Here is a 14,307-nt window from a genome sequence, read left to right on the forward strand (position 1 = left end):
AATATGCGAAAATTAATCTTTGTAGCATTTTTTACAATAGCCATTTTAGCTTATATATTTAAAGCTGATGAGTTTATTGTAAAAAATTTTACATTTTTAAATGATGTTAAAACATTTTATATAAAAAATGTTTTAAGTATTTCTAACTCACTTGAAAAATATTTCAGTCAAGTAAAAACAATCGAAGAATTAAAATTAGAAAACCAAGAGCTACGAGATTATAAAATATTATACAATATTGCAAAAGAAGAGCTAGAGATTAAAAATGAGTTTTTAGCAAATCTAAACCTAACTCAAGCAGATGAACAAGTTGAATTAGTAAAAGTTATTTCCTACATTAGTTTTAATGATTTTACAAAAGTTTGGCTAGGTAAATATCTACAAAGTGATAAAATTTTAGGTCTTATTTCAGATAATTTTGCAGCTGGAATAGTTGTAAATCAAGAAAATAGAGCAATTGGACTTTTAAATGGGAACAAAGATTGTTCATACTCTGTTTTTATTGGAAATGAAAAAAGTCCAGGAATTATAATGTCATCTGAAAATGAAGATAGCCTTCAAATAAAATTTATTCCAATTTTGGCAGAGATTAATGAGGGAGATGAAGTTATAACTTCTGGAATGGATAATATTTTTTATGAAGGTTTAAAAGTTGGTGTTGTAACTGAAGTTACAGCTTTAGCAGATATGAAAATAGCAAAAGTAAAACCATATATAAATGCTAGTAAAAAAAGGTATTTCTATATTTATGGAAATAGTCAAAATTCACATAATAGTTTACAAAAAACAAATTAGTAGTGAGCCATAATCCTATCAACATCACCCCATGATAAGCTATCATCTTTTTTAAACATATTGTAAACATATCTTGCAAATAAGTCTGTTTCAATATTAACACGGCTTCCTACTTTGTAGGTTTTAAAGAGTGTATTTTGAATTGTGTGAGGAATAATTGTAAGTCTAAAACTATCTTTTAAAACTTCATTTATAGTCAAAGAAACCCCATCTATTGCTACACTTCCTTTATTTATCATATATTTTATAAACTCTTTTGGAACTTTGATATAAAAATCAGTTGAATTTCCATTTTTCTCTATTTTTTCAATGGTCCCAACACAATCGATATGTCCTTGAACAATATGACCTTCAAATCTATCACCTAGTTGCATAGCTGGTTCAATATGAACTTCATTTTTGTAGTTTTCAAGAGCTAAAAGGCTTGTACTTTCTGGAGATAACTCTACACTAAAAGTTCCATTTGAAATTTTAACAACAGTTAAACAAGCTCCATTTACAGCAATAGAATCACCAATTTTAGGAGTATAATTTGCTTTAAGAGTTAAAATATTGTTTGAAAAGCTTGAAACCTTAGCCATTTCTCGTATAAGACCTGTAAACACTTAAAAAACCTTTAGATAAAATTTAGTTATAATAGCCAAAAATTTATAAGAAGCTAATTTTTACTAATATTTAAAAATCTGATACTCTTTAAAAAAAGGAAAATAATGCAATACGATATTATCGTTGTAGGAGCTGGACATGCTGGTATTGAAGCAGCACTTGCTGGTGCAAGGCTAGGTAAAAAAACACTATTAATTACAATGCTAGTTGAACAAATTGGAGCAGCTAGTTGTAACCCTGCAATTGGTGGTTTGGCAAAAGGGCATTTAGTAAGAGAGCTAGATGCTCTTGGTGGAGAAATGGGACTTTGCACAGATGCTACAGGAATACAATTTAGAATTTTAAATGACTCAAAAGGTGCGGCTGTTCAAGGAACAAGAGCCCAAATTGATATGGATGAATACAAAGAGTATATGAGAAAAGTTTGCCATAACACTCCAAATTTAGATATTTATCAAGATGAGGTAAGCTCTTTGATAGTTGAAAATGATGAAGTAAAAGGTGTAAAAACAAAGTTGGGAGAGGAGTTTAAATCGAAAAAAACTATCCTTACAACAGGAACTTTTATGAGAGGATTAATCCATATTGGAGAAAATACTTACTCAGCAGGAAGAGCTTGGGAGTTACCATCATCAACACTATCAATTCAGTTAAAAGAGTTAGGTTTAAATGTAGGAAGACTAAAAACTGGAACTCCTTCAAGACTTGATGCAAATAGTATAGATTTTTCTGTTATGGATATGCATGGAGGTGATATAAAACCAGCACCATTTTCTTTTAGAACAGACAAAAAAACTTTTAATCCAACGCAATACCCATGTTATGTAACTTACACAAATATAGATACTCACGAACTGATAGCTGCAAATTTCCATAGAGCCCCAATATATACAGGACAAATAGAAGGGCTAGGACCACGATATTGTCCAAGTATTGAAGATAAAGTAAAAAGATTTTCTGAGCGAGATAGACACCAACTATTTTTAGAGCCACAAACAGCAAAATGTACAGAGTATTATATAAATGGAATGTCTAGTTCACTTCCTATTGAAGTTCAAAAGCAGATGATACACTCTGTAAAGGGATTAGAAAATGCAAGGATTGTACGATATGGTTATGCAATAGAGTATGATTATGTTGATCCAACAGAACTAAAACACACACTGGAAACAAAAAAGATAAAAAACCTTTATCATGCAGGGCAAATAAATGCAACAACAGGATATGAAGAGGCAGCTGCTCAAGGGCTGATGGCTAGTATAAATGCAAGTTTAAGTATAGATGAAAAAGAGCCTTTTATTTTGCGAAGAGATGAGGCATATATTGGGGTTTTAATCGATGATTTGGTTACAAAAGGAACACATGAACCTTATAGAATGTTTACTAGCCGTGCTGAATATAGACTTCTTTTAAGAGAAGAAAATGCTGATTTAAGACTAAGCCAATATGGATATGAGTTGGGATTAATCACAAAAGAGCAAATAGAAAAAGTCGAAAATAAGCGAAAAACTCTTGAAGATGCAGTTGAATTTATGGCAAACAGTTGGATAACTTCAAAAAAAGAGGTTTTAGAACTTCTTGAAAGTATTGGAGAAGAGAAAATCAATGATAAGGTTTTATTGATAGATTTAATAGGAAGAAATACTATTGATAAAGAGAAATTTGATGTTTTAGTGCCTAGTTTAAAAGAGCTTGATGAGTATTTAAAAGAGCAAATAATTATTGAAGCAAAATATTATAGATATATTCAAAAACAGCAAAAACAGATAGAAAAAATGAAAAAAATGTTGAAATTAAGTATTCCAGATGAATTTTCATATAAAGGACTTGCTGGACTTTCAAATGAAGTTGTTGAGAAGCTTGAAAAACATCGTCCACCAACACTTTATAATGCAAGTTTAATATCTGGTATTACTCCTGCTGCTCTTGATATTATTCATCTTAATTTGAATATGTTTATAAAACAAAAATAGAAGATTTTCTTCTATTTTTTTACTAAAATTGCTCCACACTCAATATGTTCAGTGTATGCAAATTGATCAAACAGTGCGAATTTTACAATTTTGTGAGATTTTGTAAGTTCTTGTAAATCTCTATGCAAAGTTTCAGGGTTACAGGAAATATATATAATATTCTCAAAATCTTTTGCTAAGTTTCTAGTTGTATCATCTAAACCACTTCTTGGTGGATCCATAAAAATAGTGCTAAAATCATACGATTTTAAATCAATATTCTTAAGTCTATTAAAAGCTCTAACTTCATTTAAAGCTTGTACAAAATCTTCAGCACTCATTCTTATAAACTCAATACTATTTATATCATTTAAAGCACAATTTCTAAGAGCCGATTTTATAGATGTTTTTGATATTTCAGTTGCTAAAACTTTGTTAAACTTTTTTGATAATGGAATTGTAAAATTTCCACCACCACAATATAGTTCGCATAAATCTTTGCTCTGTTTTGGAGTGTTTTGTAAAACCCACTCTATCATCTGTACATTTACAGCTGTGTTTGGTTGAGTGAAGCCGTTTTCTTCGTATGCAAAGTGGAATTTTTGATTTTCTATATTTAAAGTCTCATTTATAAAATCACTGCTTAAAACTATTTTTTGTTTTCTGCTTCTTCCAATTATTTTGATATTTAGTTTAGCTTCGAGATTTTTTGCCAACTCTATCCACTCATCTTCTAGTTTTTTATGATAAATCAAAGTTACAAGCATATCAGAAGTAGAACTTACTAAAAACTCAATAGCAAAAAGCCTAAAAGATAAAATCATAGAACTTTGCAAATCTTCTAAGATTTTTGGCATAAGGTTCGCAATATCAGGGCTTACAATAGAGCAAGAGTCTATTTCTAAAATATCTTTTTTTATATCATTCATAGCATAAGATAAAATATCTTTATCATTTTGTTCATCTTTTTCCCACCAAATTCTAAATTCAGCACGATTTCTAAAGTTTTTTGGTTCACTTTTTATGATGTCAAAATCTATATTTGTAAAATTTGAAAATCTTTGTTTCTCTCTTTCTACTTTATAGTTTAGTTGTTCATCGTAAGTTTTATCATACAGTGTACAAGATGCACAAGTTCCAAAATATTCACAAGTCATTAAAAAATATCCTTTTTATTTAAAAATTTATTATATAGAAACTTTGCTTTTTTTGGATATAATCTAGGAATTTTAAAAGGAGTTTGTATGAAATCATTGGTTATAAATGTAAAAGATGACTCTTTAATGAATAAGCTTATTCAACTACTCAATAATTTCAAAAAAGATGAAATAGAGATTGTTTCTAAAGAAGATTTAGATGATTTAAAACTAATCAAAGATACAAGAGATGATGAAATAATAGACTTTGAAGAGTATTTAAAAAATGAAAATAAGTATTAGAAAGTCTGCAATAAAAGATTTACAAAATATTAGTGAACCATATAAGAACAAAATTCAGAAGAAAATTTTAGAATTAAAAAACTATCCAAATGTCCAAAATATAAAAAAACTAACAAATTTTGAACCATCATATAGATATAGAATAGCAGATTATAGAGTTTTGTTTGATATAAGTGATGATTGTATTATTATTGCTAGAGTTTTACATAGAAAAGAGAGTTATAAATAATGAAACAAAACAACTGGCAAGAAGATTTAAAAAATTTATTAAACTGCGATTTAAAAACACTTTATCCACTAGCAAGAAGTTTAAAAAGAAAACTAGAGTTTTATGTGGGACCCACAAATAGTGGAAAAACATATAATGCTATGAAAGCTTTAAAAGAGGCGAATAGTGGGTTATATTTAGCACCTTTAAGACTTTTAGCGTTGGAGGGTTATGAAGCTTTAAAAGAGGCTAATATTGAAGCATCTTTAATAACAGGCGAAGAGCAACACTTAAATGAAGATGCAGCTCATATATGTTCAACTATTGAGATGCTAGATTTTGATTTAGAAGTTGATGTTGCAGTTATTGATGAAGTTCAAATGCTTGAAGACTCTGATAGAGGTTGGGCTTGGGTAAATGCAATTATTGGAGTTCCAGCTAAAAAAGTAATAATGACAGGAAGTGTAAATGCACTTGAAGCTGTAAAAAAAATAGTGCAATATTTAGGCGAAGAGTTAGAAGTAATTAAACATAAAAGAAAAAATCCGCTTTTGGTTCTTAAAAAATATACAGGTTTAGAAAATCTTGAAAATGGAACAGCGTTAATTGCATTTTCAAGAGCAGAAGTTTTAAAGCTAAAACAAAAACTTCAAAAAAAATATAGTGTATCTGTGATTTATGGAAACTTATCTCCTGAAGTAAGACGAGATGAAGCAAGAAGATTTAGGGAGAAACAAAGCCAAATTCTAATAGCAACAGATGCAATAAGTATGGGATTAAATCTTCCAATAAAAACAATTTTATTTACAACAGATACAAAATTTGACGGTATTAGTAAAAGAAAAATATCTGTAAATGAGATAGTTCAAATAGCTGGAAGGGCTGGAAGATTTGGGCTTTTTGAAGCAGGATATTTAGGAGCAACAAGAAGAGATGTATTGGAATATATAAAAAATGAGTTTGAAGCTCCAATAAAGACTATAAAACCACCATTTAAAGTAAAAATAAACAACAATCAACTTGAAAATCTCTCAATGCATTTAAAAACAAAATCTTTAACAAAGGTACTAAACTTTTTTGCACAAAATATGAAGTTTTCAGGTCCTTTTGAAGCTGCAAATCTATCATCTATGCTTGAAGCTTCAAAAATTGTGGATAGAAAAGAGATGCTAACTTTAGAAGAGAAATATCTTCTAGCACAAGCTCCAATTACTACAAAATCGACTATTATCGTACAAGCTTATGATTCATATATTGCAAGTATTATTAAAAAAAGAGTAAATCACTATAAACCATCTATTACTTTGCCAAAAAAGGCTATTACTCAAAGAGATTTACTTTTAGTTGAAGATGAGGTTAAAAAAATCTCTTTATATTTATGGCTTTCGTATAAGTTACCAGAACTTTTTCCAGACCATGACAAAGCCTTTATTTTACGAAACTCTTTTAATGCATTTATAGAAAAATCATTAAAATTAAATTTAATTGATGATAGAGATTTTGAAAGAAGATATGAGAGAGATAAGGCTAAGCAAAAAACCTTTTCTAAAAAGCAAGATAAACCAAAAGAGTTTAGAAAAAGAGCTAGAAAAAGTTTTTAATTCAAATTTGGATAAAATATTAACATTTTACAAAAAGGGTTTAGGTGTTTAGTTTTTTTAAGGTTGATGAAGAGGCTTTTTATAGAGATCTTTTTTCTGATAAATTTGAGAGTTCAAAATTAGAAAAAGCGATTAAAAAAGGTATTGATATAAATAAACAAGATGAAAATGGTAATAGTTTGCTCTTTTTACTTGTTTCTTCTAAAAAATATGATGCTATAAAATTACTTTTAAATAGTGGGGTTGATATATATTTAGAAAATAAATTTAAAAAAACTCCACTAGATGAAGCTTGTGAAAAATCTGATGGCGCAATGGTGCGATTTTTACTAGAAAATGGTTATGATATAAATGCCAAAAATTCTATTGGAAGAACTATTTTACAAAGCACTGCTATTTTATCAAATGAGAAGATTTTTCAAGTTTTAATGACCTACAAACCAGATTTCAACATACAAGATAGTGAAGGAAAAACTGTACTTTTTCATGCAATTGAAGGAAAAAATATAAATATCTTAAAAGATGTTGTAAATAATGTCGCAGAGATAAATTCACTAGATAACAACTATCAAACTGCCCTTTTTTATGCTGTTTTAAAAGACGATCCAAATATCGCACTAACCTTAATAAATCACGGAATAAATGTCAATTTTCTTGATAAAAATGGGGAGAATGTACTTTTTAATGCGATTATTCAAGGAGAGTTAAATATTCATGTTATTGAAGCTTTGATTAAGAAAAATATAAATATGAATATTGTTGATAATAAAAATAGAAATATTATCGATGAACTTTTATATATAGTTGATTTACAAGCAAATGAAGTGAAAAATCTTGAAGGAAGATATAAGTTTATATCGCCAAAAAGAGATTATCTATCTTTGGCATTACTTTTTATTGAAAATGGTTTACAAATCGATACTGTTGATGATAATGGAAAAACAACATTACAAAAAGAGATAGAAAATAAAAACTTTGCAAATGCAGATTTTTTAATAAAATGTGGGGCAAATGTAAATATTACAGATGAAAATAATAGAAATATTATTTTTAATGAGATTTTAAAAGGCTATTCAAACTATAAAATGATAGATTTTTTAATGGCAAGAGGTGCTAATATCGATATAAAAGATATTGATGAAAAAAGTGTTATAGATATTATTGTTGAATTAATAGCTGTTACAAAGAATCTAAAAAAATTAACTCCACAGTTAGCAACGATTTATAAAGAGGGTGAAAAATACGATATTTTACTAAAAAAAGTTCTTACTTGTAAACCAAATATAAATATTCCAAGACTAGATGGAACAAATATTTTATTTGATTTAGTTTTATACAATGATTTTGAAACTCTAAAAATTATCGCAAATTATGGGATAAATCTAAATGCTCAAGATAAAAAAGGAAGAACACCTTTAGCTTTTATGGTTGAAGATGGTTTAAATATTAGAGAGAAAAAAGAGAAAGACAGTTTTTTTGAAAGACTTGTAAATTTCCTAAAATATCGTGTTAGTGTTGATGTCCAAGATATTGAAGGAAGAACAGTAATTCATAAGGCTGTTATAGCAAATGACATAGCTGTAGTTGAAAAACTTCTTACAAAAAAAGCAAATCTTAGTTTAAAAGATATTCACGGAAGGACTGCTCTTCATCATACTCAATGGAAAGGGAATTTTCAAATAGCAAGATGGCTAATCGCTGCTGGTGCTGATATTAATCAACCTGATAATAGTGGATTTACTATCTTAAATTATGCTGCTATTTTTGGACATGCAAAGCTTATTATGACTTTGGTTGCTGCTGGGGTTTTAATGTATAATAAAAATGTAAAAAATAGAAAAGTTGCTCAATTTTTCAAAGATAGAGAGAGAAATTTGGACAAAATGGTTTTGGAAAATAGTGCAGATGGATATGTAAAAAGTACTTTAGAATCTGTTGTTGAAAATCTAAAAAAAGAAGTAAATGAAGCTTTGGCTCAAAATTAAAAACTAAAAATGAGGAAATAAATTTGAATAAAAAATCTGTAATAATCCTTGCAGCTGGACAAGGTACAAGAATGAAATCAACTTTGCCAAAGGTTTTGCATAAAATCTCTGGAAAACCAATGCTTTATTACTCTATAAAAGAGGCTTTAAAACTAAGTGATGATGTAACTGTTGTTTTATATCATCAATTTGAAAAAGTAAAAGCTGAAATAGAGAAATACTTTTCAAATATAAACTTTGTAATTCAAGACCACGAGAATTTCCCAGGGACTGGTGGAGCTGTTATGAATATTGTTCCAAAATACTCTAAAGTTTTGGTTTTAAATGGAGATATGCCTTTAATTCAAGCTGTAGAACTAGAAAAATTTGATATAAATGCAACAATTGTAATGTCTGTTTTAAAGCTAAAAAGTGCAGATGGATACGGAAGAGTTATTATAGAAAATGGTAATGTAAAAAAAATAGTTGAACAAAAAGATGCAAATGCTAGTGAGCTAGAAATCACAACAGCAAATGCAGGAATATATCAGTTTGATACAAAATTCTTACTTGAAAACTTACCAAAATTAAACAACAATAATGCACAAAAAGAGTATTACATTACAGATTTAGTAGAGATGGCAATAAATAGTGGTGAAGTTTTAAAACCAATTTATGTAAGTGAAGAGAACTTCAAAGGGGTAAACTCAAAAGTAGAACTTGCTGATGCTGAAGTTATTCATCAAAATAGAATCAAAAAAGAGTTCTTAAAAGCTGGGGTTATTATGAGACTTCCTGATACAATTTATATTGAAGAGGGTGTAGAAATAGAGGGTGAAAGCATTATTGAAAATGGTGTAAGCTTACTTGGAAACTCTAAAATTATAAACTCTCATATAAAAACAAATTCTGTTGTAGAAAACTCAATAGTTGAAAATAGCGATGTTGGACCAATGGCAAGAATAAGACCTGATAGCAAAATAATAGATACTCATATAGGAAACTTTGTAGAGACAAAAAAAGCTATATTAACAGGTGTAAAAGCTGGGCATTTAAGCTATTTGGGAGATTGTACAATAGATAGTGGCACAAATATTGGTTGTGGAACAATTACTTGCAATTATGACGGAGTAAATAAATATCAAACAATTATAGGAAAAAATGTTTTTGTAGGAAGTGATACACAATTTGTGGCACCTGTAACTATTGAAGATGATGTATTAATTGGTGCTGGAAGCTGTGTAACAAATAGTGTAAAAAAAGGGCAATTGTTTGTAAATAGAGCTGAAAAAAGAGTGATAGATGGCTATTTTTACAAACACTTTGAACAAGCAAAAAATACAAAAAAGTAAACAGTAATGATTTTAAAAGATAAAAATATATTATTAGGAGTTACAGGCTCAATTGCTATTTATAAGAGCTTGGAGCTAATAAGACTTTTTATAAAAGCTGGTGCAAATGTAAGAGTGATTATGAGTGAAAGTGCTAAAAAGTTCATAAATCCTATAACTTTTGAAGCTATTTCACAAAATAAAATCTTAGATGAAAATAGTGAAAACTGGGATAAAAATCAAGATTATAATCATATAGATATTGGAAAATGGGCTGATATTTTAGTTCTTGCACCACTTAGTGCAAATAGTATAAATAAAATTGCTTGTGGTTTGGCAGATAACTTAACTCTTCAAACAATTCTAGCTTTTAAAAAACAAATCATTATCTCACCTGCAGCAAATACAAATATGATAGAAAATCCAATTACTTTGGAAAATTTTGAGAAACTAAAAAATTTTGGCTATAAAATTGCTCCTACTCAAACAAAAGAGCTTATTTGCAAAGATATTGGAAATGGTGCAATGGCTGAACCAAAAGATATTTTTGATATGTGTGCAAGAGAGCTTTTAAAAACATCATATTGGGAAAATAGAGATGTAGTTATAAGTGGTGGTGGAACACTGGAGAAAATTGATGAGGTAAGATATATCTCAAATTTTTCTAGTGGAAAAATGGCAAGTTCTTTGGCTCAAGCTTTATATTTAAAAGGTGCAAATGTAAAATTAGTTAGCACTAGAGGTTATGAAAATATAGCAAAAAATATAGAACTAAAAGTTGTGCAAAGTTCAAGTGAGATGTTTGAAGCTTTGCAAGAATTTATGAAAAATGCGAAACTAAGTAAAAAGCCTTATTTGTTTAAAGCAGCAGCTGTAAGTGATTATATTCCAAAAAGTCATTTTGATGGGAAACTAAAAAAAGAGAGTTTAGGAGATAGTTTTAGACTTGAAATGGTACAAAACATAGATATTTTAAAATCATTAGATAAAAAAGATTTTATAAGTGTTGGATTTAAAGCAGAACTAGATAAGCAAAATGCACTTAAAAATGCTACAAATATGTTAGAAAAAAAAGAACTTGATATGGTTTGTCTAAATATTCTTGAAGACTCAAATAGTTTTGGAAGTTCTACAAATAAAATAGAGTTAATCTCAAAAGATTTTACACAATCTTTTAGTGGAGAAAAACTAGCTTTATCAATAGAGATTTTAGATTTTCTTGAAAGTAAAAATATATGAGTTCAAATAATTTTCCAGAACATATAGCCATTATTATGGATGGAAATGGCAGATGGGCAGAAAATAGAGGACTTAAAAGAACAGCAGGACACGAAGAGGGTGCAAAAACTGTACGAAATATCACTATACATAGTGCTAAATTAGGAGTTAAATATCTTACTTTATATGCTTTTTCAACTGAAAATTGGAATAGACCAAAGCTCGAAATTGAATATTTGATGAGACTTTTGGAGAAATATCTGAAAAATGAGTTAGATATATTTTTACAAAATAGTATAAAATTTAAAGCTATTGGAGATATTAGTAAATTTTCAAAATCTTTACAAAATACAATAAAAGATATGGAAGAAAAAACAAAAAATGCAAAAGGACTTACTCAAATTTTAGCACTAAATTATGGTTCAAAAGACGAGATTTTACGAGCTATAAAAAAACTAAATGAGAAAAATCTTGAAGTAAATGAAGAGAATTTTGAAGCCTGTTTGGATACAGCTGGAATTCCAAATGTTGATTTATTAATAAGAACAAGTGGTGAAATAAGGCTTTCAAACTATTTGCTTTGGCAAAATGCTTATGCAGAGATGTTTTTTACAACAACTCTATGGCCAGATTTTACAACTTTAGAGATTGAAGATATAATTGAAGATTTTAAAAAAAGGCAAAGAAGATTTGGAGCAGTTTAATATATTTGAGAACTTACTTTTTATAGTTTTTTCTATAAATTTAATTGTTTTAGCAATTTATGATTTAAAATATAAAGCAGTGCCTGATTATCTACTTCTTTTTGCTCTTATTTTATCTTTTTTTGTTACAAAATATGAGTTTTTTGATAGCCTAAAAAATGCTTTTTTATGTGCTGGGGCTTTGGTTTTATTAAACTTTATCGTAACTTTTTATATACAAAATATAAAAGCTAGAGTTTTAAAAGATGAGAGTTTAAAAACTCAAACAGCTTTGGGCGAGGGCGATATTCCAGTAATTGCTACATTTGGTATAATTTTGGGTTTAAATGAGGCAGTTTTTGCAATATTTTTAAGTGCAGTTATTGCTATAATACATGAAATGTATTTAAGATTTATGAAAAAAGAGAGAGAAGTTCCGTTTATACCATCTCTTGTTATAGGCTTTTTTATTGAGTATTTTTTTAATTTAACAGATATTTTTAAGGATTTTTATTGAGATTAAACAACTATTTACATTCACAATTAGCTATTAGTTTTTTTCCTATATTTTTAGGGCTATTTTTTATTACTTCTATGGTTTTCTTAGTAAAAATAGCAAGTCTTACATCAATTATTACTATGAACTTTTTCGAGTTATTTAAACTATTCTCATACTCAATTCCACAAATTATTTTTTATACTTTGCCTATTACCTTTTTTATATCTTTGGCTATAACTTTATCAAAGTTATCTAGTGAATATGAGCTTACAGTAATTACATCATTTGGTTTGAACCCAGAAAGAGTATTGAGAATATTCTTCCCAATTACTTTTATCTTAACAATTTTACTTTTAGTTATTTCAGTTGCTTTGATTCCAAAAACAAAATATTTATCAAAACAATTTATAGAAATTAAGAAAAAAGAGTCAAATTTCAATATAAAAGAGAGTGAATTTGGACAAAAATTTGGAGATTGGCTTATTTATATTGATTCAAAAGAGAATAATAAATTTAAAAACCTAAAACTATTTCAAGCAGAGAAAGATAAAGACCAATTTGTAATAAGCAAAGAGGCTGAATTAAACAATGAGAAAGGTTTTTTAAGTTTTAGATTAGATGATGGAGTTGTTTATATTATGGATAACAAAGAGCTAAATCAGATTGAGTATGATAAATTATATATAAATGACTCTTTAGCTGATACAAAAGCTGATAATTTCACTAATACTTATGATTATTGGATAAGTAATTTTAAAAATAATAAAGATATAGATGATTTTACCTTTTTTATATTAACTTCAATTTTTCCTCTTATATCTTTGTTTTTTGTAATAACATTTGGTTATTTTAATCCAAGATATGAGAAAAATAAAACAGTTGCTTACTCTATTTTGACAGTTGTTATTTATTATGTACTTATGAAATATATAGCAGATAGATTGCTTCTTCATGCCTTATATATTATTCCACTTGTTTGGCTTGTTTCTAGTTATGTTTTATACTCAAGAACTATCAAAAAAGAGTACTAAATTTTGAATTTAAAATTTACTATCTCTTATGATGGCAGTTCATTTTTTGGTAGTCAAAAACAACCAAATAAGCTTACTGTTGAAGATGAACTTTTAAAAGTCTTTAAAAGTATAAATATTGAAACAAAAATAATACTTAGTGGAAGAACAGATAAAGATGTTCATGCAAGTGGACAAGTTTTTAATTGTGAAATACCAGAACATTGGGAAGATTTAAATAAATTAAAACAAATCATAAATAAAAGAGTGAATAAAAGTATAAAAATTTTGAAAATCAATAGAGTAGATGATGATTTTCACTCAAGATTTTGGGCAAAAAAAAGAGTTTATAGATATTTAATTACAACAAAAGAAACCACACCTTTTAATCAAAAATATATAACTTATGTAAAAAATATCGATGAAACTTTAATAAAAGAGGCGATAAAAGAGTTTATAGGAATTTTTGATTTTGAATATTTTCACAAAACAGGTAGCGAAAAAGAGCAGACAAAAAGAGAAATTTTCGATGCAAAATTTTATAAATATAAAGATATTTATGTTTTTAAATTTGAAGCAAACTCATATTTACGATCTCAAATAAGATTAATGGTAGGTTTTTTACTGGCAATTAATGATAAAAAATTAAAGATAGAAGATTTAAAAGAGCAACTTAACTTAAAAAAACATATCTTTAAAACACCTGCAAATCCAAATGGTTTGTATTTAGCAAAAATAAAATATTAAGGGTAAATATCAAAATCCTTCTTGATATTTATAAAATAGCCAAAATTTAGAAGTAAAAATTTTAATTTGATTTTACATAAAAAAATGGTTGAAAAAGAGAACATTTTCATAATATAGTAAATAAACTCAACAAATTATTAATAAAACCAAAAAAATCTCAAATTTAATATCTTTATAAATTATTTTGTACTAATATTTTAAATTATTTAATTTTCTAATTTGAAATATTAAATATATAAATCTTATAAAGAGCT

Annotated in this window: 14 protein-coding genes; 12 read left to right on the plus strand and 2 right to left on the minus strand. The window is 27.6% G+C overall.

The window, feature by feature from the left end:
- Positions 1–3 precede the first annotated feature (3 nt).
- The gene (mreC, locus tag IQC44_RS08500; protein WP_198305935.1) at positions 4–795 is read left to right on the plus strand and encodes a rod shape-determining protein MreC; all 792 of its coding nucleotides are present in this window, start codon (positions 4–6) and stop codon (positions 793–795) included.
- On the opposite strand, the gene ribE is transcribed toward mreC, so the two are convergent.
- Complete coding sequence (ribE, locus tag IQC44_RS08505; protein WP_198305936.1) at positions 792–1,400, minus strand: riboflavin synthase; 609 nt, start codon at positions 1,398–1,400, stop codon at positions 792–794. The genes mreC and ribE overlap by 4 nt on opposite strands.
- A gap of 105 nt (positions 1,401–1,505) precedes the next feature.
- Between ribE and mnmG the strand changes: the two genes are divergently transcribed.
- The gene (gene mnmG, locus IQC44_RS08510) at positions 1,506–3,374 is read left to right on the plus strand and encodes a tRNA uridine-5-carboxymethylaminomethyl(34) synthesis enzyme MnmG (RefSeq protein WP_198305937.1); all 1,869 of its coding nucleotides are present in this window, start codon (positions 1,506–1,508) and stop codon (positions 3,372–3,374) included.
- An 11-nt stretch (positions 3,375–3,385) separates the two neighbouring features.
- Here mnmG and trmA read toward each other — a convergent pair whose 3' ends face one another.
- Complete coding sequence (gene trmA, locus IQC44_RS08515) at positions 3,386–4,510, minus strand: tRNA (uridine(54)-C5)-methyltransferase TrmA (protein WP_198305938.1); 1,125 nt, start codon at positions 4,508–4,510, stop codon at positions 3,386–3,388.
- An 87-nt stretch (positions 4,511–4,597) separates the two neighbouring features.
- Between trmA and IQC44_RS08520 the strand changes: the two genes are divergently transcribed.
- Genes IQC44_RS08520 through truA form a run of 10 tightly spaced genes read left to right on the plus strand, consistent with a single transcriptional unit; the run spans position 4,598 to position 14,053 of the window.
- Complete coding sequence (locus IQC44_RS08520; protein ID WP_198305939.1) at positions 4,598–4,792, plus strand: hypothetical protein; 195 nt, start codon at positions 4,598–4,600, stop codon at positions 4,790–4,792.
- Complete coding sequence (locus IQC44_RS08525; RefSeq protein ID WP_198305940.1) at positions 4,776–5,021, plus strand: type II toxin-antitoxin system RelE family toxin; 246 nt, start codon at positions 4,776–4,778, stop codon at positions 5,019–5,021. The genes IQC44_RS08520 and IQC44_RS08525 overlap by 17 nt, the downstream gene beginning before the upstream one ends.
- The gene (locus tag IQC44_RS08530) at positions 5,021–6,601 is read left to right on the plus strand and encodes a helicase-related protein (protein WP_198305941.1); all 1,581 of its coding nucleotides are present in this window, start codon (positions 5,021–5,023) and stop codon (positions 6,599–6,601) included. The genes IQC44_RS08525 and IQC44_RS08530 overlap by 1 nt, the downstream gene beginning before the upstream one ends.
- A gap of 44 nt (positions 6,602–6,645) precedes the next feature.
- Positions 6,646–8,586, plus strand: a complete 1,941-nt coding sequence (locus IQC44_RS11775; RefSeq protein ID WP_198305942.1) for an ankyrin repeat domain-containing protein — start codon at positions 6,646–6,648, stop codon at positions 8,584–8,586.
- A 23-nt stretch (positions 8,587–8,609) separates the two neighbouring features.
- Entirely contained in the window at positions 8,610–9,917 is a 1,308-nt protein-coding gene (gene glmU / locus IQC44_RS08540; RefSeq protein ID WP_198305943.1) for a bifunctional UDP-N-acetylglucosamine diphosphorylase/glucosamine-1-phosphate N-acetyltransferase GlmU, read from the plus strand.
- A gap of 6 nt (positions 9,918–9,923) precedes the next feature.
- Entirely contained in the window at positions 9,924–11,135 is a 1,212-nt protein-coding gene (coaBC, locus tag IQC44_RS08545) for a bifunctional phosphopantothenoylcysteine decarboxylase/phosphopantothenate--cysteine ligase CoaBC (RefSeq protein WP_198305944.1), read from the plus strand.
- The gene (locus tag IQC44_RS08550; RefSeq protein ID WP_198305945.1) at positions 11,132–11,818 is read left to right on the plus strand and encodes a di-trans,poly-cis-decaprenylcistransferase; all 687 of its coding nucleotides are present in this window, start codon (positions 11,132–11,134) and stop codon (positions 11,816–11,818) included. The genes coaBC and IQC44_RS08550 overlap by 4 nt, the downstream gene beginning before the upstream one ends.
- Positions 11,775–12,314 carry a prepilin peptidase gene (locus tag IQC44_RS08555; protein ID WP_198305946.1) on the plus strand — a complete coding sequence of 180 codons (540 nt, stop codon included), beginning with the start codon at positions 11,775–11,777 and terminating at the stop codon, positions 12,312–12,314. The genes IQC44_RS08550 and IQC44_RS08555 overlap by 44 nt, the downstream gene beginning before the upstream one ends.
- On the plus strand, positions 12,311–13,327 hold the full coding sequence (locus tag IQC44_RS08560; protein WP_198305947.1) for an LptF/LptG family permease: 1,017 nt from the start codon (positions 12,311–12,313) through the stop codon (positions 13,325–13,327). The genes IQC44_RS08555 and IQC44_RS08560 overlap by 4 nt, the downstream gene beginning before the upstream one ends.
- 3 nt (positions 13,328–13,330) lie before the next feature.
- On the plus strand, positions 13,331–14,053 hold the full coding sequence (gene truA / locus IQC44_RS08565; RefSeq protein WP_198305948.1) for a tRNA pseudouridine(38-40) synthase TruA: 723 nt from the start codon (positions 13,331–13,333) through the stop codon (positions 14,051–14,053).
- The last annotated feature ends 254 nt before the right edge of the window (positions 14,054–14,307 follow it).

The sequence above is a fragment of the Arcobacter vandammei genome, assembly GCF_016106035.1.
GTDB classification, from domain to species: Bacteria; Campylobacterota; Campylobacteria; order Campylobacterales; family Arcobacteraceae; genus Aliarcobacter; species Aliarcobacter vandammei.

Bases quoted from the DNA above. Each gene is read 5' to 3' on its own strand.
- mreC (WP_198305935.1), top strand. From the start codon at position 4: ATGCGAAAATTAATCTTTGTAGCATTTTTTACAATAGCCATTTTAGCT.
- mnmG (WP_198305937.1), top strand. From the start codon at position 1,506: ATGCAATACGATATTATCGTTGTAGGAGCTGGACATGCTGGTATTGAA.
- trmA (WP_198305938.1), bottom strand. From the start codon at position 4,510: ATGACTTGTGAATATTTTGGAACTTGTGCATCTTGTACACTGTATGAT.
- IQC44_RS08520 (WP_198305939.1), top strand. From the start codon at position 4,598: ATGAAATCATTGGTTATAAATGTAAAAGATGACTCTTTAATGAATAAG.
- IQC44_RS08525 (WP_198305940.1), top strand. From the start codon at position 4,776: ATGAAAATAAGTATTAGAAAGTCTGCAATAAAAGATTTACAAAATATT.
- IQC44_RS08530 (WP_198305941.1), top strand. From the start codon at position 5,021: ATGAAACAAAACAACTGGCAAGAAGATTTAAAAAATTTATTAAACTGC.
- coaBC (WP_198305944.1), top strand. From the start codon at position 9,924: ATGATTTTAAAAGATAAAAATATATTATTAGGAGTTACAGGCTCAATT.
- IQC44_RS08550 (WP_198305945.1), top strand. From the start codon at position 11,132: ATGAGTTCAAATAATTTTCCAGAACATATAGCCATTATTATGGATGGA.